The organism is Halomonas stenophila (genome assembly GCF_014192275.1).
GTDB classification, from domain to species: Bacteria; Pseudomonadota; Gammaproteobacteria; order Pseudomonadales; family Halomonadaceae; genus Halomonas; species Halomonas stenophila.
Map to the genome: position 1 here is coordinate 323,591 of NZ_JACHXR010000001.1, position 21,992 is coordinate 345,582.

Below are 21,992 nucleotides of genomic sequence, written 5' to 3' on the forward strand. Positions count from 1 at the left end.
GAGGCGCGTTGGCGCCTCGTCGAGTGCTGCCCGACCGATCAGTCTTACGAGGCGGGGAGGGGTTATGGTGTGGAATGTCTTCGTGATCGGCCATGACGACTTGAGCCGACGCTTGCTGCCGGCACTGCGACATGCAGAGGACTATGCCTTTCATGGGCTGCTGCCCCTGAATGAGGCGGTCCACGCTCAGGAGTATCACTTCGACCGCCTGGTGGCCGATGCGCTGGACGAGCTGCAGCGCTTCCCCGACCCGGTGGATGCCATCGTGGGCGTCTGGGACTTTCCCACCACGGCGCTGCTGCCGGTGCTGCGCGATGCCATGGGCCATCGAGGGCCCACGCTGGAGGCGGTGCTGAAGTGCGAGCACAAGTACTGGAGTCGCCTGGAACAAGCGAAGGCGGTGCCGGAATGCGTGCCCGCCTTCCAGGCCCTGGACCCCTTCGACGACCATGCCATCGATACCCTCGAGGTGGACTACCCGTTCTGGATCAAGCCGGTCAAGGCCCACTCTTCCCAACTGGGGTTTCATATCGACAACGAGCAGCAGCTTCGCGAGGCCCTGCCCCACATCCGCCGGGGGATCGGCCGGTTCGGCCAGCCGCTGGCCGAGGTGTGCACCCATCTCGACCTGCCCGACGAGCTGGCCGAGATCAATGGCCACCACTGCGTGGTGGAGCAGATCATCTCGGCGGGCCGGCAATGCACCCTCGAAGGTTATGTCCAGAACGGGCGGATGCAGGTGACTGGCATCATCGACAGCGTCCGGGACACCCGGCACCGGTCCGTGCTGATGCGCTTCGAGTATCCCAGTGCGCTGCCCGATGACGTCCAGGCGCGTATCATCGACATGAGCCGCCGGGTCATGACGCATATCGGCTACGACGATGCCCCCTTCAATATCGAGTTCTACCATGATGACAAGAGTGATCGCATCTGGCTGCTCGAGATCAACCCGCGGCTGTCCCGCTCCCATGCGCCGCTCTTCCAGCTGGTGGATGGAGCTCCGCACTACCAGGTGATGGTGGACGTGGCCCTGGGCATGACGCCGCGCATGCCCCGCCGGGAAGGCCGCTACGCGGTCGCCGCCAAGCAGATGCTCCGGGTCTTCCAGGGCGGCATCGTGCGTCGGGTACCGACGGCGGAGGAAATCCGCCTGGTGGAGACGGCCTATCCGGGGACCCTCGTCGAGCTCAATGTGCGGGACGGCATGGACCTGGAGTCGCTGCTGCACCAGGATTCCTTCTCCTGGGAGCTTGGCGTCCTGTTCACCGGCGCCGACAGCTACCAGGGGCTGCTGGAACGGATACGGCTGTGTCGGGAGGGGCTGCCGTTCGTCATCGCGCCACCCGCCGGGGAGGGCGCCTGAGCGGGGCTTGCCGCCAAGGCAGGAGGAGGCTTGCATGAGAGAGGTGAGCGACTTTACCCATGCCGTCGAGTGTCTCGATCCCGTGTGGATCCCGATGGAAGACGGGGTCCGCCTCAACGCGCGCATCTGGTTGCCCGAGTCGGCCCATCAACGGCCGGTGCCCGCCATCCTCGAATACATCCCCTATCGCCTGCGTGACGGCTCGGCGCGGCGGGATGCCATCCACCACCGCTACTTCGCCGGGCATGGCTACGCGGCGGTGCGGGTCGACCTGCGTGGCAGCGGAGACTCCGAGGGCGTGCTCGAGGACGAGTACCTGGAGCAGGAACTCATCGACGGCGAGGACATCCTGCGCTGGCTGGCGGCCCAGCCCTGGTGCGATGGCGGGGTCGGGATGATCGGCATCTCCTGGGGCGGCTTCAACGGCCTGCAGCTGGCGGCCCGCCAGCCCCCCGAGCTCAAGGCCGTGGTCAGCGTCTGCTCCAGCGACGACCGTTACGCCGACGACGTCCACTACATGGGCGGCTGCCTGCTGGGCGACAACCTGTCCTGGGCCTCGACCATGTTCGCCTACAACTCCCTGCCGCCCGACCCGAGCGTGGTCGGCGAACGCTGGCGGGAGATGTGGCACCAGCGCCTGGAGGGCAGCGGCCTGTGGCTTGCCACCTGGCTCGAGCACCCCCAACGGGACGCCTACTGGCGGCACGGCTCCATCTGCGAGGACTTCTCGAAGGTGCGGATCCCGGTGCTGGCCGCCAGCGGCTGGGCCGATGGCTACTCCAACGCCGTGATGCGTCTGCTCGAGCACCTGCCGGGGCCGACGCGTGGCCTGGTCGGCCCCTGGAGCCACAAGTATCCCCACCTGGGTGAGCCGGGGCCGGCGATCGGTTTCCTGCAGGAATGCCTGCGCTGGTGGGATCAGTGGCTCAAGGGGGAGGAGCGGGGCGTGCTCGAGGACCCCGCCCTGCGGGCCTGGATGCAGGACAGCATGCCGCCCACCACCCGGTACGGCCACCGGCACGGGCGCTGGGTGGGCGAGCCCGACTGGCCCTCGCCGCGCATCGAGGCGTGGCGGCTGCCGCTGGCGCCGCGCCGTCTGTCGCTGGACGGCAAGCGGCGCCGCGAGAGCTCTTCGCTGACGGTACAGTCGCCGCTGACCTGCGGGCTCTTCGCCGGCAAGTGGTGCTCCTACGCCGCCGGCCCGGACCTGGCCCACGACCAGCGCGAGGAGGACGGCGGGGCGCTGGTGTTCGACAGCCCGCCGCTGGCGGAGACCCTGGAGATCCTCGGGGCCCCGGTCCTGGAACTCGAGGTGGCCGCCGACCGGCCCGTGGCCATGGTAGCGGTGCGGCTCTCCGACGTGGCGCCCGACGACAAGGCGACCCGGGTGACCTATGGCCTGCTGAACCTCACCCATCGCGACGGCCATGCCACGCCCCGGCCCCTGACCCCGGGACAGCGCTACAAGGTGCGGGTCCAGCTCAACGACATCGCCCAGGTGTTCCCCGAGGGGCATCGGCTGCGGCTGGCGATCTCGACGTCCTACTGGCCACTGGCCTGGCCACCCCCGCAGCATGTGCGCCTGACCATCCATGACGAGGGCAGTGCCCTGGTGCTGCCGCGGCGGCCACCCCGGGCGGAGGACGCGGCCATCGCCTTCGAGGCGTCGGAAGGCGCCCCCACCATCCCCATGACCCCGATGGAGCCGGAGCACCATAACTGGTACGTGCACCGCGACCTGGCCGAGGATCTCTCCACCCTGGAGGTGATCAACGACCGGGGGCGTGTGCGCCTGGAGGATTCCGGCCTGGAGGTGCAGATCCGCTCTGTGGAGACCTACCGTTCCCGGGACGACGATTTCGGGTCCCTGGAGGGCACGACCCTCTGGGAGCGCTCGCTGAAGCGTGACGACTGGGAGGTCACCACGGTCACCCGCACCGTGCTGACTTCCGACCCGGCATATTTCTACCTCCATGCGACCCTGGATGCCTACGAGGACAGCCGCCGGGTGCATTGCCAGAGCTGGGATCGGCGCATTCCCCGCCGGCTGGTCTAGGGCGCGTTAACAATCGTCCGCCGATGGCGTTGCTGTCTCACCAGGCGTCAGGCCAGGCGACGGCCGCCGTCAAGGGTGGTTCCCTTGACCAGGCCGTCAACGCCGCATGACGCCTGGTGAGGCGCAACCCGAAGGGCCGGGCCGGTGGCTGCGCAGCTCTTTGTTGTTCACGACTCACTTGGCACCACCAAGCCACGTCGTTCACGCCGCGATCTGCACAACCACCGGCTCCGGCGCAACGTGCGTGCGATTGTTAACGCGCCCTAGGGCCGGCCGGAGACGAACCAGTCCTTCATCGCCCCGGTGATGCGGCGCATGTCGTCCTCGCCGGTGATGTAGGCCGGCATGGTATACAGCCAGCGACCGAAGGGGCGCAGCCACACCCCGCGCTGCCGGGCGAAGGCGGCGGCACCCTCGAGGCTCGCGGCATCGTGCACCTCGATCACCGCCGTGGCGCCGAGGACGCGCACGTCGGCGACCTCTGGATGGTCACGCAGCGCCGCGTCGTCGCGCAGCTCCTCGCACAGCACGCCGTTGAGGGTCTGGATGCGGCCCAGATAGTCGTCTTCCTCGAAGACCGCCAGGCTCTCGAGCGCCACCCGGCAGGCCAGCGGGTTGCCCATGAAGGTGGGGCCATGCATAAAGGCATGCAGCTCGCTGTCGCCGATGAAGGCGTCATGGACCCGATCGGTGGCCAGGGTCGCGGCATGGCCCAGGTAGCCGCCGGTGAGGCCCTTGGAGAGCACCATGATGTCGGGGGTCACGTCGGCGTGGTCGGCGGCGAACAGCCGCCCGGTGCGGCCGAAGCCGGTGGCCACCTCGTCGAACACCAGCAGCACGTCGAATTCCTCGCACAGCGCCCGGGCGCCGCGCAGGTAGTGGGGCGAGGTCATGTTGAGCCCGCCGGCGGCCTGCAGCAGCGGCTCCATCAGCAGGGCGCCGATCTCCTCGTGATGGGCCTCGAGCACGTGTCGCAGGGCCTCGAGATCGGCCTGCACCTCCTCCTCGCTGGCCTCGAAGGCGGCGGTGGGGGCGGGGGCGAAATGATGCTGCGGCAGGAAGCCGGAGAACAGCGAGTGCATGCCCTCCTCGGGGTCGCAGACCGCCATGCAACCGGCGGTATCGCCATGATAGGCCTTCATCAGCGTCAGCATGCGGTGCTTGGCCGGCTTGCCGCGCAGGTAGTGGTACTGCACGGCCATCTTCATGGCCACTTCCATGCCCACCGAGCCGCTGTCGGAGAAGAAGACGTGGTTCAGGCCCTCGGGTGTGATGCGCACCAGCTCTCGGGCCAGGCGGTCGGCGGGGTCGTGGGTCAGCCCGCCGAGCATCACGTGGCAGAGCTCGTCGGCCTGGCGCTGGATGGCCTCGACCAGTCGCGGGTGGCGGTAGCCGTGGATCATGCACCACCAGGAGCAGGTGGCGTCGAGCAGCGACTCGCCGCCCTCCAGGGTGAAGCGCGGGCCCTCGCCGCCGACCACCTTGGGGGCGGGAGACTGGGTCTTGAGGTGGGCATAGGGGTGCCAGACGGGGGATGGCATCGGGCCTCCTTGGAGCAAGCGAGCGGTGAACGGGCGGGTGCCCGAGGGGGAGGGGCGGCCGCCGACTGGCTCCTTACCTTACATGTAAACTCTTGGCTGGTTAAGTAGTTGACGGGGTGTCTGGCCATCGTCTGCAGGCAAACCATCCCTGGTCGGCGGTACGACTTGCGGCCTCTGGTGGCCACTGGCATGATATGCCACCTATTTCGGGATACTGCCCGATGCGTCGGTGGTGGAATTGGTAGACACGCGAGGTTTAGGTCCTCGTGCCTTCGGGTGTGTGGGTTCGAGTCCCACCCGACGCACCATATCTATTTGCTCTTGCCCCAGGTTGTTGTCTGCTGATGGCAGTTGGGGCAAAGAAACCTCAAGTTCTCCTTCCTGTTGTCATTGTTGATGCCGGCATGTGATCGATATGCAGCGTCAATGGCCGGCCCATGCAGGCCGGGGCGTGTCCGTTGGCACAGCGCTAGGCAAGCCCTTCCTCCAGCATCAGCCGGCGCTGCACCTGCGTGACCGGATACATATCCGGCTTTCAGGCTCGGTCTGACGCTGGGAGGCGAAGATGTCTTGCCGCCGCCTCGGCGCGATCCGCTGGTGTTTCGGCGTCGAGCCGCGGCACCACGCCGAGGCAGGGGGCATCCAGGCAGCGCTCCAGGGTGGCCAGGTTGTCCCGATAGAGCGCCGCGTCCTCGGCGAAGCCGGGATCGATCAGGTTGCCCACCCAGCCGGCCAGGCGCAGGCCATCGGCGCGCACCGCCTCGGCGGTGAGCCGGGCGTGACTCAGGCAGCCGAGCCTCAGACCCACCACCAGGATCACCGGCAGTGCCAGGCGCCGGGCCAGCCCGGCGAGGTCCTCGTCGTCGTTGAGCGGCACCCGCCAGCCGCCGGCCCCCTCGATCAGCGTCAGGTCTCGGCCTTCGGCCAGCGCCCCGGCGCTGCGCTCGACCAGGGCGTCGAGGGTCGGCACCTCGCCGGCCCGACGGGCGGCCAGGTGCGGGGCGATGGCCGGGCCATAGGCGAAGGGGTTGACGGTGGCATAGGGCGGGGCGGGCATGCTCTGGGCCTGGAGGGTCAGGGCGTCGAGATTGCGCAGGCCCTGCGGCGTGGTCTCGCAGCCGGAGGCCACCGGCTTGAGCCCCAGGGTGGTGAGGCCCTCCCGATGGGCCAGGGCCAGCAGGCCGCTGGTCACCAGGGTCTTGCCGGCGTCGGTGTCGGTACCGGTGACGAAGTAGACGGCCATCTCAGCGCTCCAGGGTCAGGGTCAACAGGCGATAGGAGACGGGCAGGCCCGCCGGGGTGCGCAGGGCCTCGAAGCGCCGCGCGGCGCGGGCCACGTCGGCCCGCGACAGCCGCGCCCCGTGGCGGGCCACCTGGGCCCCCACTCCCTTGATCGAGGCCATCACCGCGGCCAGGTCCGGATAGTGGAAGCGCTCGGTGCGCTCCTCGAGGGTCACGCCGCGAAAGCCGGCCCGGTGGCCGGCCAGGCGATGCGCCCCGGCGTCGCGAAAGCCCAGCAGGGCGGCGGGCCGCTGGGGGCGCGACCAGGCCTGGTGCACCTCGGCCAGGGTGCCGGGCCCCAGGGTATTGATCAGGGCGCGCCCCCCGGGCCGCAGCACGCGGCACAGTTCGGCCAGCACCGCGTCGAGATCCGGGCACCACTGGATCGCCAGGTTCGAGACCACCAGGTCGAGGCTGGCGGTGGCCAGCGGCAACGCGCCGGCGTCGCCGACCAGCCAGCGGATGCCGGTGGGGTGGCGCCGGCGGGCCTCGTCCAGCATGCTGGGGGCCAGGTCCAGGCCGGTGACCCGGCAGGCGTCGCCGTAGCGCCGGGCCAGGTCGGCGGTCATCGCCCCGGGGCCGCAACCCAGGTCCAGCACCCGGTCGGCGCGGGCCGGCAGGCGGTCGAGCAGGGTCTCGCCCATGGCCTGCTGGGCCAGGGCCCGCTCGCGGTAATGGGGCGCGGCCCGGGAAAACGCGCGGGCCACCCGGGCCCGCCACTCGGGGGCGTCCGGACGGCGCTTGTCGAGCATCGGCTGGGCGGTCACGGCAGGGTCTCCGGCGCGGTGGGTGGCGAGGCCGGGGTGGCGGCGACGGCGGCCAGCAGCGCCGCCAGGCGCTCGGGCTGGCTGAGTATCGGGCAGTGGCCGGCGTTGGCCAGACGCCAGTCGGCGGCCTCGCGCACCGCGGGGGCGAGCAGCGGGTCGGCCTCCCCCGCCAGGCGGTATACCGGGCAGGGCGCGGCCCCCCGTCGTCGGCCGGCGTCCAGCCGTGCCAGCTGCTCGAGGCCGGCGGTCAGGGTCGTCAGGCTGGCCGGTGATGCCTGGCCGATCCGTGCCAGCAGTTGCCGATGGGCGGCCCGGGGAGACGGTTCGCCGCGTAGCTGCCAGCGCAGGAAGTGGGCGCGGGTGGCCTCGGGATCGCGGCGGAAGGCGCGACGGAAGGTGGCGAGTTCCTCGCCGCCGACGCCATCGGGGTGACAGAAGCGCGGGCCCATGCCGATGACCACCAGGGCGCGGGGGGGCGGCAGGTGGTCGAGCAGGGCCTCGGCCAGCAGGCCCCCCAGGGACCAGCCCACCCAGACGGCGTCTGCCGGCAGGGCCGCGGCCATGGCCGCGGCCAAGGCGTCCAGAGAGGCGGGGTCGCAGGCCTCGGGGCGCGGGCCGTAGCCGGGCCAGTCGGGGGCGCTCACCCGTACCCCCGGCGGCCAGTGGCCGTCGAGGGCCTGCCAGATGCGGGCGTCGCAGCCCCAGCCGGAGAGCAGGACGAGGCGGCTCACGTCGCCTCCTCCCGGGCGCATGACGCCAGCGCCTCCAGCAGGGCGTCCAGGGCGTCATCGCCGTGGGCGGCACTCAGGGTGATGCGCAGCCGGGCCTCGCCCCGGGGCACCGTCGGCGCGCGGATGGCGCCGACCCGCAGGCCCCGGTCGTGGAGCCTGGCCGCCCAGCGCATCACCCGCTCGTTGTCGCCCAGCACGACGGGCTGGATGGGCGTGGTCGATGCGCCCAGCGGCAGGCCGAGCGTCGCGGCCTCGCGGCGGAAGACGCGGATGCGTTCCCGGAGGCGCTGGCGATGCTCCGGCTCGCTCGCCAGGATGTCCAGGGCGGCCAGGGTCGCCGCGGCCACGCCGGGTGGCTGGGCGGTGGTATAGACATAGGGGCGGGCGAACTGGATCAGGTGCTCGACCAGCGCCTCGCTGCCGGCGACGAAGGCCCCGGCGGAGCCCAGTGCCTTGCCCAGGGTGCCGACCAGCACCGGCACCTCGTCCACGCCGTGGGTCCGGCCCACGCAGCCATCGCCATGCTCGCCGAGCACGCCCAGGCCGTGGGCGTCGTCGACCATCAGCCAGGCCTGGTGGCGGCGGCAGGTGGCGGCGAGGCCGGCGATGTCGGCGCTGTCGCCGTCCATGCTGAAGACGCCATCGCTGACCACCAGGCGCGGGGCCTTGGCGGGGGCGCGCCCCAGCAGGCGCTCGAGGTCCACGAGGTCGCGGTGGTGGAAGCGCCGCGAGGGGGCGCCGGCGAGCCGGGCCCCGTCCAGCAGCGAGGCGTGGTTGAGGCGATCCTGGAAGACCGGAGTGTGGCGATCGCAGAGCGCCTGGAGGGTGCCCAGGTTGGCCATGTAGCCGGTGGAGAAAAGCAGGGCCCGGGGGCGGCCGGTGAGCTCGGCCAGGCGCTGTTCCAGGGCCTCGTGGACCGCCAGGTGGCCGCTCACCAAATGCGAGGCCCGGGCCCCGGCGCCGAAGCGGCGGGCGCCCTCGGCCTGGGCCTCGGCCAGACGCGGGTCCCGGGCCAGGCCCAGGTAGTCGTTGCCGGCGAAGTCGATGAGCGGATCGCCGGGCGCCAGGGTGGGACGCCGACGCCACAGTCCCTCGCCCCGCCGGGCCTCGGCCCGCCGGGCGAGGCGACGCGACCAGGGATCGGCGCGTTCACTCATGGCCGTTCAGGCTCCGGCGGCGTCGTAGAAGAGTTCGCTACCCTGCCGGTCCCGGATGGCGGCTTCCAGGGCGGCCTCGGCCTGGCCGTCGTCGGCGCAGGTCTCGCGGCGCTCCGGGTGCAGGCCGAGCTTGTCGAACAGCGCCCGGTCCCGTTCCACCTGGGGGTTGCCGGTGGTCAGCAGGGTATCCCCGTAGAAGATGGAGTTGGCACCGGCGAGAAAGGCCATGGCCTGGGTCGACTCGGACATCTGCTCGCGTCCGGCGGAGAGGCGCACGTGGCTCTTCGGCATCAGGATGCGGGCCACGGCGATGGCGCGGATGAATTCCAGCGGGTCGAGGTCCTCGACGTCCTCCAGCGGCGTGCCGGGCACCTTGACCAGCATGTTGATGGGCACGGACTCCGGATGCGGCTCGAGACGCACCAGCTGCTGGAGCAGGGCGGCCCGGTCCCGCGGCGCCTCGCCCATGCCGAGGATGCCGCCGGAGCAGACCTTCATGCCGGCCTCGCGGACGTTGGCCAGGGTTTCCAACCGGTCGGCATAGGTGCGGGTGGTGATGATCTCGCCGTAGTAGTCCGGCGAGGTGTCGAGGTTGTGGTTGTAGTAGTCGAGGCCGGCCTCGGAGAGGCGCTTGGCCTGGTCGGTGTCGACCATGCCGAGCGTCATGCAGGTCTCCAGCCCCAGCGCCTTGACCCGGCCGACCATCTCCAGCACCACCTCGAGGTCGCGCTCGCGTGGGCTCTTCCAGGCCGCGCCCATGCAGAAGCGGCTGGCGCCGGACTCCCTGGCGGCGCGGGCCTGCTCCACCACCTTCTCGATCTCGAGCAGCTTCTCCTTGCCGAGTCCGGTGTTGTAGTGCCCGGACTGGGGGCAGTACTTGCAGTCTTCCGGGCAGGCGCCGGTCTTGATCGACAGCAGCGTGGAGACCTGGACGGCGTTGGGGTCGAAGTGGGCCCGATGGACCTGCTGGGCGCGGAACAGCAGGTCGTTGAAGGGCAGCGCGAACAGGGCCTCGATCTCCTCCAGGCTCCAGTCATGGCGGATGGCCGGGCGGGCGGCTAGGGTCAAGGCATCCGGGGCGTTGTCGGGGAGTTGGGCAGGCATGGCGGGCTCGCTTATGGTCAACGGGTCGCGGATCGCGGGGTTGACCGACAGGGTACGGGGACGGTGGGGCATGTCAACCTTTCGCCGGCAGGAGGTTGACGACTGGTTGCGTCGCGTCCTGCCGGGGCGTTGCCTGTTCTGCCTGGCGGACAGCGAGGGGGGCCGCCCCTGGTGCGAGGCCTGCTTCGCGGCACTGCCCTGGAACCACACGGCCTGCCCGCGTTGCGGCGAGCCCCAGCCCGGCCGGGCGCGGGGCCGGGTCTGTGGTCGCTGTCTGCGACGGCCGCCGGCCTTCGACCGGACCCGGGTGGCCCTGCGCTACGAGGACGAGGTGGCCGCGCTGATGCAGCGCTTCAAGTTCCATGCCTCCCCGCGGGCCGGGGCGGTACTGGTGGCGCTGCTGGAGGCGGGCTGTCGGCTACCGCCGGGAGAGGCGCCTCAGGCCCTGCTGGCGGTGCCCCTGCACCCGCATCGGGCACGTCAGCGGGGCTTCGACCAGGGCCGCTGGCTGGCCGAGCGACTGTCGGCCCGGTTGGGGATCCCGTTGCGCCGGGCATGGCGTCATCGCGACACGCCGAGTCAGCGCGGCCTCGATCGCCGCCGGCGACGGGGCAACCTGCGCGGCGCCTTCCGGGTCGACGGGCCCCTGCCCGAGCGGGTGGTCCTGCTCGACGACGTGATGACCACGGGGGCCACCCTGGATGCCCTGGCACGGGCCTGCCGCCGGGCGGGCGCCGAGGAGATCGAGGCCTGGGCGGTCGCCCGCACGCCGCTCGAGCTCTCCTGAGCCGTGGGAGACCGGACTCAGGGCGCGTGACGATGATCCGCCAACCGCTCTCCGGCGGACAGGGTCTCGCGTTCGTGAGGCTCGTCCCGCCAGGGCTCGGCGAGGGCGGCCCGATACCAGTCCCGCATGCCGGGCAAGGCCAGCAGGCGCTCCACGTAGGCGTGGGCGCCCGGCCCGAGGGCCAGGTCGAAGCCCTGCACGCGAAAGGCGACGGGGGCGAAGAAGGCATCCACGGCGCTGAAGGCAGCGCCGGCCAGGAAGGGGCCGCCGAAGGCCTCGAGCCCTTGTTGCCAGAGTTCCTCGAGCCGTGCCAGGTCATGTTGCAGCGGGGTGGAGGGGGACGTCACCCGCACCCGCAGGCCGCAGTTCATGGGGCATTCGCTTCTGAGCGCGCCGAACCCCGAGTGCATCTCGGCGCAGGCAGAACGGGCCCAGGCGCGTGGCTGGCTTTGCTCAGGCCAGACGCCGGCGTGGCGCTCGGCCAGGTATTCCACGATCGCCAGGGAGTCCCAGACGGCGAGCTCTTCGTCGATGAGGCAGGGCACCTTCCCCGTGGGAGAGAAGGCCCGGAACGATACCCAGCTCGAGTCGGCGTCGAAGGGCGTCAGTCGCTCCTCGAAGGGGATCTCGAGCTCGCGCATCAGCAGCCAGGGGCGCAGCGACCAGGACGAGTAGTTCTTGTTGGCGATGTGCAGCCGATACATGGCGGACTCCGGAGCAGGGAAACAGCGATCGTTTCAGGGCGACGAGGCGATCAGCGAGCCGCCGGCCGCCATGAACAGGCCGCCGGTGGCGCGGCCGAAGCGCAGGCCGTGGCTGGTGCAGAGCAAGGCGACCGGGCCGGGGAAGATGATCAGTGCGACGATCACGCCGACATAGGTGATCCAGGTGAGTCCGTCCATGGTCAATGTCTCCGAGGGGGGATCGAGAGCGCGCATCGGCCTCCCGCCGATGGATCCTCGAGCATAGGACAGGCGGGGGCCGATATCCAGGCCGGTGGCGCGGTGGGGCCACGCGCTTTGCTATCATGGGGTTTTGCCCCCGACCGGAGCGCCCATGAACGATACGACCCACCCCTTCGCCCGCCTCGCGCCCGCCCGGGTGGTGGCGGCGGTGGAGTCCCTGGGCTTCTGGTTGCCCGGCGAGCCCTTCGCCCTCAACAGCTACGAGAACCGGGTCTACCTGGTGCACGACGACGAGCGGCGCCGCTGGGTGGTCAAGTTCTACCGTCCCGCGCGCTGGAGCGATGTCCAGATCCAGGAGGAACACGACTTCCTGGCCGAGCTCGAGGCCGCGGGCGTGGCGGTGGCCGCTCCCTGGCGCGATGCCGCCGGCGTCAGCCTCCACCACGCCGAGGGCTTTCGCTTCGCGGTCTTTCCCCAGCTGCCGGGCCAGGCGCCGGAGCTGGAGGACCCGGCCCACCTGTTCGCCCTGGGGGAGGTCATCGGGGCCATGCATGCGGTCGGCGCGCGCCGACCCTTCGCCCATCGCCGGATCATGGACCTGGATGTCATGGTCGGGGAGGCCTGCGAGGGCGTGCTGGCCAGCCGCTGGCTCGATCGCCGCCAGCGGCTCGCCTACCAGCGGGTGACCGAGGTCCTGCGTCCCGCCCTGGCGGCCCAGGCCTGGCCGGCCTCGGCAAACCTGCGCGTGCACGGCGACTGCCACCTGGGCAACATGCTGGGACGCGACGAGCATTTCGCCCTGGTCGACTTCGACGACTGCCTGATGGCCCCGGCGGTGCAGGATCTGTGGATGCTGCTGACCGCCCAGGAGGAGGGCGAGCGGCAGATGCAGCTCTCGGAGGTGGTCGAGGGCTACGAACAGCATCGCGACTTCGACCGCCGCGAGCTGGCGCTGGTGGAGCCCCTGCGGACCCTGCGCCTGCTGCGCCACAGTGCCTGGCTGGTGGCCCGCTGGGACGATCCGGCCTTTCCCCAGGCCTTCCCCTGGCTGGCCGACGCGGGCTACTGGGACGCGCATATCCGCGAGCTGGAACAGCAGCGCCAGGCACTTTCGCGAGCGCCGCGCTGGCTCGCCGGGTAAGCCGGCCCCCAACCCGAGACGCCCCCTCGCAGGGGGCGTCGGGTATCGCGGGGTCGCGCGGGTCCGCGGTCATTCGCCGCCGGCGGCGTCGTCCTGGTCGGGATTGGCCTGGCGGCGCTCGACATTGAGCTCGGCCGAGGGGTTGGCCTGCTGCTCGATGCGCAGCGGGCTGGTGAGGGTCAGCAGGAAGCTGTCGCCCGGTGCCAGGCGACATTGATCGTCGTCGCAGGCGGCGATGCCGAAGCGGCCGTCGCTGTCGTAGGCGCCGGCCGTGAGTTCGCCGCTGTAGATCTCGCTGTCGCCGCCCTCGGCCTCGATGCAGGTCAGGGCATGGGTGGTCAGGCGGATGCGCTCGCCGTCGCGCTGGGCGTCGCCGATCACCACGCAATGGTCCGGCAGTTGGTGGCTGCCATCCCCGCCGTCCACCGGGCGCAGCACGATATCGTCGCGGCGCGGGGTCTGGGCGTCGAGCACGAGGTCGTCGACGACCTCCATCTCGACCTGGGCGTCGGCGGGCAGTTCGAGGGTGTCGCCCATGGCCAGGCTCGGCAGTGCCAGGGAGGCGACCATCAGCAGCAGGGTGGGGGTCTTGATCATGTCGGCTCTCGGGAGTGACTTGGGCACAGCATGAAGGTGGTCTTACCTTACCATAGGCCGGGGGGACGGGCAGCCATGCGCCGCCATGGCGCGCGCGACATTCTGCCACTGGCCGGGGGCCGCCGGCCACTGCGCCCGGCGCCGCCATGCGCTAGAATTGTGGCCTTCCGGACCCATTTGCTTGTACGCGTTATGGGTTATGTATAGTTTATGTATAATGGTGTGGTGGCCGGGCCTGTGCCCACGCACCGCGACAACGACACTGCATGGGGCCTGACCATGACCGAACAACTCGCCAACCACTATCGCCGGATCATCGAGGAACTCGGGGAGAACCCCGAGCGTGAAGGCCTGCGCGATACCCCCAAGCGGGCCGCCAAGGCCATGCAGTTCCTCAATCACGGCTATTCCCAGTCCCTGGAAGAGATCGTCAACGGGGCGGTCTTCGAGTCGGACACCGATGAGATGGTGGTGGTCAAGGACATCGAGCTGTATTCGATGTGCGAGCACCACCTGCTGCCCTTCATCGGCAAGTGCCACATCGCCTACCTGCCGCGGGGCAAGGTGCTGGGCCTGTCCAAGTTCGCCCGCATCGTCGACATGTATGCCCGGCGCATGCAGATCCAGGAGAACCTGACCCGCCAGATCGCCGAGGCCGTCCAGCAGGTGACCGAGGCTCGGGGCGTGGCCGTGGTGATCGAGGCGCGCCACCTGTGCATGATGATGCGCGGGGTGGAGAAGCAGAACTCGAGCATGACGTCCTCGGTGATGCTGGGAGCCTTCCGCGAGCATCAGAGCACCCGCCAGGAGTTCCTGACCCTGGTTCATGGTCGCTGAAGGAGATCGGTCTCCATCACCCCGTCCGACTCCCGGGAGCCGCGGCGGGAGACCTGAGCCGAGGGTTGGCGACCCTGGCGCACGATGAAGCCGCATGGCGGTTGGCGCATCGGGGTGCTTGCGCTTAGCATGAGGATCAACCCTCATGATGTGCCTTCGCAGCCAGGAGTCGACCATGGAAGCCCTGAAGGAAACTCAGCTCTACTGTCCTTTCGCCTATATCGACGGTAGCTGGGTCGCCGCCGATAGCGGTGAGCAGATCGACGTGATCAATCCGGCCACCGGCGAGACGATGGGCAATGTGCCGCGGCTGGGCCGCGCCGAGACCGAGCGGGCCATCGACGCCGCCGATGCCGCCTTGCCGGCCTGGCGCAGCCTCACCGCCCAGGAACGCGCCGATGTCCTCATGAAGTGGCACGACCTGATGCTCGAGCATCAGGATGACCTGGCCATGATCATGACCCACGAGCAGGGCAAGCCCCTCAAGGAGTCGGCCGGGGAGATCGCCTACGCGGCGAGCTTCCTGCGCTGGTTCGCCGAGGAGGCACGTCGGGTCTATGGCGAGACGGTGCCCGCGGCCAAGCCCCAGCAGCGTATCCTGGTGACCAAGCAGCCCGTCGGCGTGGTCGGCGCCATCACCCCCTGGAACTTCCCCGCCGCGATGATCACCCGCAAGGCCGGCGCCGCCCTGGCCGCCGGCTGTACCTTCGTGGTCAAGCCGGCCAGCCAGACCCCGTTCTCGGCCACGGCCCTGGCCCTGCTGGCCGAGCGAGCCGGCGTGCCCCGCGGCGTGTTCAACGTGGTGCCCGGCCGGGCCGCGGAGATCGCCGCGGCCCTCACCGAGTCTCCGCTGGTACGCAAGATCACCTTCACCGGCTCCACCGAGGTGGGGCGCGAGCTGATGGCCCAGGCGTCCCGCCACGTGCAGAAGATCTCCCTGGAACTGGGCGGCAATGCGCCCTTCATCGTCTTCGAGGATGCCGACCTGGATGCGGCGGTGGATGGCGCCATGGCCGCCAAGTTCCGCAACGCCGGCCAGACCTGTGTCTGCACCAACCGCTTCCTGGTGCAATCCAGCGTGGTCAACGCCTTCTGTGAGAAGCTGGCGGTGGCCATGAACAGCGAGCTCAAGGTCGGCGATGGCACCCAGAGTGGCATCAACATCGGCCCGCTGATCGACGACAAGGCCGTGGCCAAGGTCACCGAGCATGTCCAGGACGCCGTGGACCACGGAGCCGAGCTGTTGCTGGGCGGGCATGCCCACCCACTGGGCGGCAACTTCTTCACACCGACCCTGATCAGCGATGCCAGCGGCGCCATGAAGGTGGCCAGCGAAGAGACCTTCGGTCCCCTGGCCGCGGTCTTCCCCTTCGAGGACGAGGAAGACGCCGTGGCGATGGCCAATGACACCGAGTTCGGCCTGGCCTCCTACTTCTACTCCCGCGACCTGGGGCGCGTCTGGCGGGTGGCCGAGGCCCTGGAATACGGCATGGTGGGCATCAACACCGGGCTGATCTCCAATGCCGCCGCGCCGTTCGGCGGGGTCAAGGCCTCGGGCCTGGGCCGCGAGGGCGGTCACCAGGGCCTCGACGAGTTCCTCGAGACCAAGTACCTATGCATCGATCTCGGCGACTGAAGCCGAAAGCTTGAAGAGCGCCGCTTCGCCGCTGGAAGCGGGAAGACAAACACCCCGCCGAGCACGTTCGGCGGGGTGTTTCCTTAGTGGCGGAAGTGGCGCATGCCGGTAAACACCATGGCGATGCCGGCCTCGTTGGCGGCGTCGATGACCTCCTGGTCGCGCATGGAGCCACCGGGCTGGATCACCGCGGTGATGCCGGCCGCCGCCGCCGCGTCGATGCCGTCGCGGAAGGGGAAGAAGGCGTCGGACGCCATCACCGACCCCGGCACCGAGAGGCCCTCGTCGGCGGCCTTGATGCCGGCGATCCGGGCCGAGTAGACACGACTCATCTGGCCGGCGCCCACGCCGATGGTCTGGCCGTTCTTGGCGTAGACGATGGCGTTGGACTTGACGTACTTGCCGACCTTCCAGGCGAAGGCCAGGTCGCGCATCTCCTGCTCGGAGGGCACTCGCTCGGTGACCACGGTGAGCTCGTCGCGGCCGACCATGCCGAGATCCCGGTCCTGGACCAGCAGGCCACCGGTGACGCGCTTGAAGTCGTGGGCATGCTCGCGCTCGCCGGGCCAGTGGGCGCCGATGTCGAGCAGGCGCACGTTCTTCTTCCCGGCGACGATCGCCCGGGCCGCGTCCTCGACCCCGGGGGCGATGATCACCTCGACGAACTGGCGGTCGATGATGGCCTGGGCCGTGTCTTCATCCAGCGGCCGGTTGAAGGCGATGATGCCGCCGAAGGCGCTGGTCGGGTCGGTGGCGAAGGCCTTGTCGTAGGCCTCCCTGGGGCTCGCGCCCACGGCCACGCCACAGGGGTTGGCATGCTTGACGATCACGCAGGCGGTCTCGGTGAAGGTCTTCACGCATTCCAGGGCGGCGTCGGTATCGGCGACATTGTTGAACGACAGCGGCTTGCCCTGCAGGGTCTCGGCGGTGGCCACGCTGGGCTCCTGGCAGTCGGCCTCGACATAGAAGGCGGCAGACTGGTGGGGGTTCTCGCCGTAGCGCATGGCCTGCTTCTTCTTGAACTGCAGGTTGTAGGTGCGCGGGAAGCCATCCTCGCCGCCCGGCACCCGCTGGCCCAGGTAGTCGGCGATGGCCGCGTCATAGCCGGCGGTGTGCTCGAAGGCCTTGACGGCCAGGTCGAAGCGGGTGGCCTGCTGCATGCCGCCCCGGGCGACCTCCCCGAGGACCCGGTCGTAGTCACCGGCGTCCACTACGATGGTGGTATAGGCATGGTTCTTGGCGCAGGCACGCACCATGGTCGGCCCGCCGATGTCGATGTTCTCGATGGCCTCCTCGAGGGTGCAGTCGGGGCGGGCCACGGTGGCCGAGAAGGGATACAGATTGACCACCACCATGTCGATGGGCGCGATGTCGTGCTCGGCCATGACCGCGTCGTCCTGGCCCCGCCGGCCCAGGATCCCGCCATGGATCTTCGGGTGCAGGGTCTTGACCCGGCCGTCCATGATCTCGGGGAAGCCGGTGTGCTCGGAGACCTCGGTGACTGGAATACCATGCTCCTGGAGCAGGCGATAGGTGCCGCCGGTGGAGAGCAGCGCGACGCCCTGCTCGCTGAGGCCGCGGGCGAAATCGACGATACCGGTCTTGTCGGACACGCTGATCAGGGCGCGGCGGACCGGGGTGGGGGAGGAGGCTTGGGACATGGGCGTCACTCTATTACGGGCGTGGGGATCGAAAAAGCGAGGATCGAGAACGCGCAAGGGCGCCACAAGGCGCCCTTGCGGCCATCAGATCAGGGCGTAGTGCTTGAGCTTCTTGCGCAGGGTGCCGCGATTCAGGCCGAGCATCTCGGCGGCACGGGTCTGGTTCCCCTGGGCGTGCTCGAGCACCGAGGCCAGCAACGGCGCCTCCACCTCGGCCATCACCATGGCATGGAGGTCGGTGACGCTGCTGCCGTCGAGGTGCGCGAAGTAGCGGCGCATGGCGGCCTCGACGGCCTCGCGCAGGGGCATGTCGTCCCGCGGCAGGCTGCCGCCTTCGGTGACCTCGGCGAGATCACGGGAGGCCCGGGCATCGAGCTCGGGCAGCGCGGGATTCTGGTCAAAGGCTTGGCTGCTGGTCATGCGGCACAGGTTCCATCCGGCGTCATGGCCTGGGCGACACGGCTGGGCGCCATGTCCGGCTCATGACGAAACAGTTCGTCGATGAAGTGGCACTGGGCATCGGCGCTGTCCAGGCCATTGAAGGTGGCACGCAGGGCGCGGCGGCCGGTGTCATCGAAGCGGGCATCTCCGGCCAGGTACCAGCCGAGGTGCTTGCGGGCGATACGCACGCCCATGTGCTCACCGTAGAAGTCGTGCAGGGCCACCAGGTGGCCGCGCAACACCCGGGCACGCTCGTCGTCGTCGGGGGGCGGCAGCGGGCGGCCATGGCGGAGGTGGTGGTCGATCTCGCGGAAGATCCAGGGGTTGCCCTGGGCCCCGCGGCCGATCATCACCGCATCTGCCCCAGTATAGTCGAGGACCCGGCGGGCCTTCTCGGCAGAATCGATATCGCCGTTGGCGAACACCGGGATGTCCACGGCCGCCTTGATCGCAGCGATGGTGTCGTACTCCGCCTGGCCCCCGTAGCGCTGCTGGCGATGGCGGCCATGCACGGCCAGGGCCTGGATGCCCGCGTCCTCGGCCAGCCGGGCGACACGAACGCCGTTGTTGCTCTCGGCACACCAGCCGGTGCGGATCTTCAGCGTCACCGGCACCGCCACCGCGGCGACCACCGCCTCGAGGATCTCGGCGACCAGGGCCTCGTCGCGCAGCAGCGCGGAGCCGGCGGCCTTGTTGCAGACCTTCTTGGCGGGGCAACCCATGTTGATGTCGATGATCTCGGCGCCCATCTCGGCGTTGAGCCTCGCCGCCTCGGCGAGCATCCTGGCGTCGCCGCCGGCGATCTGCACGGCACGGGGGCCGGGCTCGCCGTGGTGGTCCATGCGCAGGCGCGACTTGCGCGTGTGCCACAGGCTGGGGTCCGAGGTCACCATCTCGCCCACCACCAGTCCCGCCCCCAGGCGCCGGCACAGCGCGCGGAAGGGTCGGTCGGTGACGCCGGCCATGGGCGCGAGCACCACCCGGTTGGGCAGGGTGTGGCGGCCGATGCGGGGCAGGGGACGGGATTCGGGCATGGTCACGGTCGGTGGCTCGAAGGGGGACATATCATACGCCCCCGGCCATCCTGGGTGAAGGCGCCGTTCGTCTGTCGCGGTTCGTTCAGGCGGCGCGCCGCCCGGACAGCCGCACCCAGCCCTCGCGCACCTCCGGTTCGTCCATGGCCAGGCCCTGGGCCACATAGGCGGCACGCACCTCCTCGGCCTGGGCCTCGAGGATCCCGGACAGCGCCAGGCGCCCGCCCGGCGCGACGCGCCCGGCGATCTCCGCGGCCAGCTCGACCAGCGGGCCGGCCAGGATATTGGCGATCACGACCGGAAAGCTCGCCGAGGCATCCAGCTGCTCGGGATAACAGAGCTCGAAGGCCGTGTCGGGGATCGCGTTGCGCTGGGCGTTGTCGCGGCTGGCGGAGAGCGCCTGGGGGTCGATGTCGGTGCCCGTGGCCCGTCTGGCGCCCAGCTTGAGGGCGGCGATGGCCAGGATGCCGGAGCCGCAACCGACGTCCAGCACCTCGCGGCCTGCCAGCTCCCCGGCCACGGCCAGGCCGTCCAGCCACTCCAGGCACAGCGCTGTGGTGGGGTGGGTGCCGGTACCGAAGGCCAGCCCCGGGTCCAGGTGGAGGTTGACCGCCGCCGGATCCGGTGCCGCGTGCCAGCTGGGCACGATCCACAGACGCTCGCCCATCCGCAATGGCTGGAAGTCATCCATCCAGGCCCGTTCCCAGTCCTGGTCGTCGAGCAATTCGTGCTCGATCTCCGGGCAGGGTTCCCCGGGCACGGCCTCGGCCCAGGCGGCCGCCAGGCGCTCGAGCATCGCCGACAGGCCTTCGAGGTCGTCATAGAGGCCGGTCAGCACCGTCTCGTCCCATAGCGGGGTGGTGCCCCGCTCGGGCTCGAAGAGCGGGTCGTCCTGGGCGTCCTGCAGGGTGATGGCGGTGGCGCCTTCGGCCAGCAGCAGCTCCTCGAGCAGTTCGGCCTGCTCCGGGGCGATGCGGGCCTTGAGTTGCAGCCAGGGCATGGTGGGGCTCCCGGGGATCGGAGTGGGGAAACGACGACAGGGCGGCGCCGGCCGCCCATGGGGAAGGCTCGACGCCGCGGCTAGAGTTCGAGCTTCTTCTCCAGGTAATGGATGTTCACGCCGCCCTGCTGGAAGTAGCCGTCACGGACCAGATCCTTGTGCAGGTCGATGTTGGTCTTGATGCCTTCGACCAGCAGCTCGTCGAGGGCGTTGCGCATGCGGGTCAGCGCGGTGTCACGGTCGACGCCCCAGGTGATCAGCTTGCCGATCAGCGAGTCGTAGTACGGCGGGACCGTGTAGCCGGTGTAGACGTGGGAGTCCATGCGCACGCCGAGCCCGCCCGGCGGGTGGTAGAGGGTCACCTTGCCGGGCGAGGGCAGGAAGGTCCTGGCGTCCTCGGCGTTGATCCGGCACTCGAAGGCGTGGCCGGCCAGCTTGACGTCCTCCTGGCGGATCGACAGCGGCAGGCCGGAAGCGATGCGCAGCTGCTCGCGGACGATGTCGACGCCGGTGACCATCTCGGTCACGGGGTGCTCGACCTGGACACGGGTGTTCATCTCGATGAAGAAGAACTGGCCGTCCTCGTAGAGGAACTCGAAGGTGCCGGCGCCGCGGTAGCCGATGGTGATGCAGGCCTCGCGACAGGCCTCGAAGACCTCGGCGCGGGCCGCCGGGTCGAGCCCCGGCGCCGGGGCCTCCTCCAGCACCTTCTGGTGACGGCGCTGCAGGGAGCAGTCGCGATCGAAGAGGTGGATGGCATTGCCCTGGCCGTCGGCGAGCACCTGGACTTCCACGTGGCGCGGCTTCTCGAGGAACTTCTCCATGTAGACGGTGCCGTCGCCGAAGGCCGAATGGGCCTCGGTACGGGTCACGGTCACCGCGGAGATCAGGTGGGCCTCGGTGTGCACCACGCGCATGCCCCGGCCACCGCCACCGGCGGCGGCCTTGATGATCACCGGGTAGCCGATGCGCCGCGCGGTCGCCACGATCTCGCCCTCGTCGTCGCCCAGGGGGCCATCGGAGCCGGGCACGGTGGGCACGCCGGCCTTCTTCATCGACTCGATGGCGCTGACCTTGTCGCCCATCAGGCGAATGGTCTCGGCGCGGGGACCGATGAAGGTGAAGCCGGAGCGCTCCACCTGCTCGGCGAAGTCGGCGTTCTCCGAGAGGAAGCCATAGCCGGGATGGATGGCGCTGGAGTCCGTGACCTCGGCGGCACTGATCAGCGCCGGGATGTTCAGGTAGGACTGCGCGGAGGAGGCCGGGCCGATGCACACGGCCTCGTCGGCCAGGCGCACGTGCATCAGCTCGCGGTCGGCCTTGGAGTGGACCGCGACCGTACGAATGCCCAGCTCCTTGCAGGCGCGCAGGATGCGCAGGGCGATCTCGCCGCGATTGGCGATGAGAACCTTGTCCAGCATGAGGGAGTCCGCCAGGTTGGTGGGAAGATCAGGAGATGACGACCATCGGCTGCTCGAACTCGACCGGCTCGCCGTCCTCGACCAGGAAGGCCTCGATCACGCCGTCACGGTCGGCCTCGATCTGGTTCATCATCTTCATGGCCTCGACGATGCACACGGTCTCGCCCTTCTTGACGCCCTGGCCGACCTCGACGAAGGCCTTGGCGCCGGGCGCGGGAGAGCGGTAGAAGGTGCCCACCATGGGCGACAGCACGGCCTGGCCCTGGTAGCCGGGGCCTTCCTCGGCCGCCGGTTCGGCCGAGACGGCCGGCTGGGGTGCGGCGGGGGCCGGCTGGGCCGGTGTCGGCCAGGCGGGGGCCTGGGGCTGGGGATAGGCGCTGCCGTTGGGGTGACGGCTGATGCGCACCGATTCTTCGCCTTCCTGGATCTCGATCTCGCTGATGTTCGACTCTTCCAGCAGCTCGATCAGTTTCTTGACCTTGCGGATGTCCATGACGATGTCTCGCTCGGGTGGATTCGGGGTCGCCCG

21 protein-coding genes and 1 tRNA gene are annotated in these 21,992 nt (G+C 70.0%); 7 read left to right on the forward strand and 15 right to left on the reverse strand.

The window, feature by feature from the left end:
- The first annotated feature begins 64 nt into the window (after positions 1–64).
- Entirely contained in the window at positions 65–1,366 is a 1,302-nt protein-coding gene (locus tag FHR97_RS01455; RefSeq protein ID WP_183381988.1) for an ATP-grasp domain-containing protein, read from the forward strand.
- A 34-nt stretch (positions 1,367–1,400) separates the two neighbouring features.
- Entirely contained in the window at positions 1,401–3,422 is a 2,022-nt protein-coding gene (locus FHR97_RS01460) for a CocE/NonD family hydrolase (RefSeq protein WP_183381989.1), read from the forward strand.
- A gap of 263 nt (positions 3,423–3,685) precedes the next feature.
- Here the strand turns inward: FHR97_RS01460 and bioA are convergent, their stop codons facing one another.
- Positions 3,686–4,963, reverse strand: a complete 1,278-nt coding sequence (gene bioA, locus FHR97_RS01465) for an adenosylmethionine--8-amino-7-oxononanoate transaminase (RefSeq protein WP_183381990.1) — start codon at positions 4,961–4,963, stop codon at positions 3,686–3,688.
- Between the two features lie 223 nt (positions 4,964–5,186).
- Between bioA and FHR97_RS01470 the strand changes: the two genes are divergently transcribed.
- Positions 5,187–5,271, forward strand: a tRNA-Leu gene (locus FHR97_RS01470).
- A gap of 227 nt (positions 5,272–5,498) precedes the next feature.
- Here FHR97_RS01470 and bioD read toward each other — a convergent pair.
- The 5 genes from bioD to bioB are packed head-to-tail and all read right to left on the reverse strand — an operon-like array spanning position 5,499 to position 10,003.
- The gene (gene bioD / locus FHR97_RS01475; protein ID WP_183381991.1) at positions 5,499–6,206 is read right to left on the reverse strand and encodes a dethiobiotin synthase; all 708 of its coding nucleotides are present in this window, start codon (positions 6,204–6,206) and stop codon (positions 5,499–5,501) included.
- A 1-nt stretch (position 6,207) separates the two neighbouring features.
- Entirely contained in the window at positions 6,208–6,996 is a 789-nt protein-coding gene (locus tag FHR97_RS01480; protein ID WP_183382471.1) for a methyltransferase domain-containing protein, read from the reverse strand.
- 11 nt (positions 6,997–7,007) lie between these two features.
- Positions 7,008–7,742 carry an alpha/beta fold hydrolase gene (locus tag FHR97_RS01485; RefSeq protein ID WP_343065537.1) on the reverse strand — a complete coding sequence of 245 codons (735 nt, stop codon included), beginning with the start codon at positions 7,740–7,742 and terminating at the stop codon, positions 7,008–7,010.
- Positions 7,739–8,899: an 8-amino-7-oxononanoate synthase gene (gene bioF / locus FHR97_RS01490; RefSeq protein WP_183381993.1), complete on the reverse strand. Its 1,161-nt coding sequence runs from the start codon at positions 8,897–8,899 to the stop codon at positions 7,739–7,741. Before bioF ends, FHR97_RS01485 begins: the two co-directional genes overlap by 4 nt.
- Positions 8,900–8,905: 6 nt before the next feature.
- Positions 8,906–10,003 (reverse strand): biotin synthase BioB, encoded by a 1,098-nt coding sequence (gene bioB, locus FHR97_RS01495; RefSeq protein WP_246403644.1) that lies wholly within the window; start codon positions 10,001–10,003, stop codon positions 8,906–8,908.
- 70 nt (positions 10,004–10,073) lie between these two features.
- Between bioB and FHR97_RS01500 the strand changes: the two genes are divergently transcribed.
- Entirely contained in the window at positions 10,074–10,790 is a 717-nt protein-coding gene (locus FHR97_RS01500; protein WP_183381994.1) for a ComFC family protein, read from the forward strand.
- A 17-nt stretch (positions 10,791–10,807) separates the two neighbouring features.
- Here the strand turns inward: FHR97_RS01500 and FHR97_RS01505 are convergent, their stop codons facing one another.
- Both FHR97_RS01505 and FHR97_RS01510 read right to left on the reverse strand, forming a co-directional pair.
- Positions 10,808–11,494, reverse strand: coding sequence for a glutathione S-transferase family protein (locus FHR97_RS01505; protein WP_183381995.1), 687 nt, complete (start codon positions 11,492–11,494; stop codon positions 10,808–10,810).
- Between the two features lie 33 nt (positions 11,495–11,527).
- Positions 11,528–11,692, reverse strand: a complete 165-nt coding sequence (locus FHR97_RS01510) for a hypothetical protein (protein ID WP_246403645.1) — start codon at positions 11,690–11,692, stop codon at positions 11,528–11,530.
- A 154-nt stretch (positions 11,693–11,846) separates the two neighbouring features.
- On the opposite strand from FHR97_RS01510, the gene FHR97_RS01515 reads away from it, so the two are divergent.
- Positions 11,847–12,836 (forward strand): serine/threonine protein kinase, encoded by a 990-nt coding sequence (locus tag FHR97_RS01515; RefSeq protein WP_183381996.1) that lies wholly within the window; start codon positions 11,847–11,849, stop codon positions 12,834–12,836.
- A gap of 69 nt (positions 12,837–12,905) precedes the next feature.
- On the opposite strand, the gene FHR97_RS01520 is transcribed toward FHR97_RS01515, so the two are convergent.
- Entirely contained in the window at positions 12,906–13,433 is a 528-nt protein-coding gene (locus FHR97_RS01520) for a TraB/TrbI/VirB10 family type IV secretion system protein (RefSeq protein ID WP_183381997.1), read from the reverse strand.
- A 279-nt stretch (positions 13,434–13,712) separates the two neighbouring features.
- On the opposite strand from FHR97_RS01520, the gene folE reads away from it, so the two are divergent.
- Complete coding sequence (folE, locus tag FHR97_RS01525; protein WP_183381998.1) at positions 13,713–14,270, forward strand: GTP cyclohydrolase I FolE; 558 nt, start codon at positions 13,713–13,715, stop codon at positions 14,268–14,270.
- A gap of 175 nt (positions 14,271–14,445) precedes the next feature.
- Positions 14,446–15,906: an NAD-dependent succinate-semialdehyde dehydrogenase gene (locus tag FHR97_RS01530; protein ID WP_183381999.1), complete on the forward strand. Its 1,461-nt coding sequence runs from the start codon at positions 14,446–14,448 to the stop codon at positions 15,904–15,906.
- 83 nt (positions 15,907–15,989) lie between these two features.
- Here the strand turns inward: FHR97_RS01530 and purH are convergent, their stop codons facing one another.
- The 6 genes from purH to accB form a co-directional block, all read right to left on the reverse strand.
- On the reverse strand, positions 15,990–17,567 hold the full coding sequence (purH, locus tag FHR97_RS01535) for a bifunctional phosphoribosylaminoimidazolecarboxamide formyltransferase/IMP cyclohydrolase (protein ID WP_183382000.1): 1,578 nt from the start codon (positions 17,565–17,567) through the stop codon (positions 15,990–15,992).
- 84 nt (positions 17,568–17,651) lie between these two features.
- Entirely contained in the window at positions 17,652–17,987 is a 336-nt protein-coding gene (gene fis / locus FHR97_RS01540; RefSeq protein ID WP_183382001.1) for a DNA-binding transcriptional regulator Fis, read from the reverse strand.
- Positions 17,984–19,042, reverse strand: a complete 1,059-nt coding sequence (gene dusB / locus FHR97_RS01545) for a tRNA dihydrouridine synthase DusB (RefSeq protein WP_183382002.1) — start codon at positions 19,040–19,042, stop codon at positions 17,984–17,986. The genes fis and dusB overlap by 4 nt, the downstream gene beginning before the upstream one ends.
- Positions 19,043–19,127: 85 nt before the next feature.
- A complete protein-coding gene (gene prmA / locus FHR97_RS01550) occupies positions 19,128–20,042 on the reverse strand; it encodes a 50S ribosomal protein L11 methyltransferase (protein ID WP_183382003.1) in 915 nt (304 codons plus the stop codon).
- A gap of 80 nt (positions 20,043–20,122) precedes the next feature.
- Positions 20,123–21,463 (reverse strand): acetyl-CoA carboxylase biotin carboxylase subunit, encoded by a 1,341-nt coding sequence (gene accC / locus FHR97_RS01555; RefSeq protein WP_183382004.1) that lies wholly within the window; start codon positions 21,461–21,463, stop codon positions 20,123–20,125.
- A gap of 28 nt (positions 21,464–21,491) precedes the next feature.
- Positions 21,492–21,956, reverse strand: coding sequence for an acetyl-CoA carboxylase biotin carboxyl carrier protein (accB, locus tag FHR97_RS01560; RefSeq protein ID WP_183382005.1), 465 nt, complete (start codon positions 21,954–21,956; stop codon positions 21,492–21,494).
- Positions 21,957–21,992 lie beyond the last annotated feature (36 nt).

Bases quoted from the DNA above. Each gene is read 5' to 3' on its own strand.
- FHR97_RS01480 (WP_183382471.1), bottom strand. From the start codon at position 6,996: ATGCTCGACAAGCGCCGTCCGGACGCCCCCGAGTGGCGGGCCCGGGTG.
- accB (WP_183382005.1), bottom strand. From the start codon at position 21,956: ATGGACATCCGCAAGGTCAAGAAACTGATCGAGCTGCTGGAAGAGTCG.
- bioA (WP_183381990.1), bottom strand. From the start codon at position 4,963: ATGCCATCCCCCGTCTGGCACCCCTATGCCCACCTCAAGACCCAGTCT.
- purH (WP_183382000.1), bottom strand. From the start codon at position 17,567: ATGTCCCAAGCCTCCTCCCCCACCCCGGTCCGCCGCGCCCTGATCAGC.
- FHR97_RS01460 (WP_183381989.1), top strand. From the start codon at position 1,401: ATGAGAGAGGTGAGCGACTTTACCCATGCCGTCGAGTGTCTCGATCCC.
- FHR97_RS01505 (WP_183381995.1), bottom strand. From the start codon at position 11,494: ATGTATCGGCTGCACATCGCCAACAAGAACTACTCGTCCTGGTCGCTG.
- FHR97_RS01520 (WP_183381997.1), bottom strand. From the start codon at position 13,433: ATGATCAAGACCCCCACCCTGCTGCTGATGGTCGCCTCCCTGGCACTG.
- FHR97_RS01510 (WP_246403645.1), bottom strand. From the start codon at position 11,692: ATGGACGGACTCACCTGGATCACCTATGTCGGCGTGATCGTCGCACTG.
- accC (WP_183382004.1), bottom strand. From the start codon at position 21,463: ATGCTGGACAAGGTTCTCATCGCCAATCGCGGCGAGATCGCCCTGCGC.
- FHR97_RS01530 (WP_183381999.1), top strand. From the start codon at position 14,446: ATGGAAGCCCTGAAGGAAACTCAGCTCTACTGTCCTTTCGCCTATATC.
- FHR97_RS01515 (WP_183381996.1), top strand. From the start codon at position 11,847: ATGAACGATACGACCCACCCCTTCGCCCGCCTCGCGCCCGCCCGGGTG.
- dusB (WP_183382002.1), bottom strand. From the start codon at position 19,042: ATGCCCGAATCCCGTCCCCTGCCCCGCATCGGCCGCCACACCCTGCCC.
- bioD (WP_183381991.1), bottom strand. From the start codon at position 6,206: ATGGCCGTCTACTTCGTCACCGGTACCGACACCGACGCCGGCAAGACC.
- prmA (WP_183382003.1), bottom strand. From the start codon at position 20,042: ATGCCCTGGCTGCAACTCAAGGCCCGCATCGCCCCGGAGCAGGCCGAA.
- FHR97_RS01455 (WP_183381988.1), top strand. From the start codon at position 65: ATGGTGTGGAATGTCTTCGTGATCGGCCATGACGACTTGAGCCGACGC.
- fis (WP_183382001.1), bottom strand. From the start codon at position 17,987: ATGACCAGCAGCCAAGCCTTTGACCAGAATCCCGCGCTGCCCGAGCTC.
- bioF (WP_183381993.1), bottom strand. From the start codon at position 8,899: ATGAGTGAACGCGCCGATCCCTGGTCGCGTCGCCTCGCCCGGCGGGCC.
- folE (WP_183381998.1), top strand. From the start codon at position 13,713: ATGACCGAACAACTCGCCAACCACTATCGCCGGATCATCGAGGAACTC.
- FHR97_RS01500 (WP_183381994.1), top strand. From the start codon at position 10,074: ATGTCAACCTTTCGCCGGCAGGAGGTTGACGACTGGTTGCGTCGCGTC.
- bioB (WP_246403644.1), bottom strand. From the start codon at position 10,003: ATGCCTGCCCAACTCCCCGACAACGCCCCGGATGCCTTGACCCTAGCC.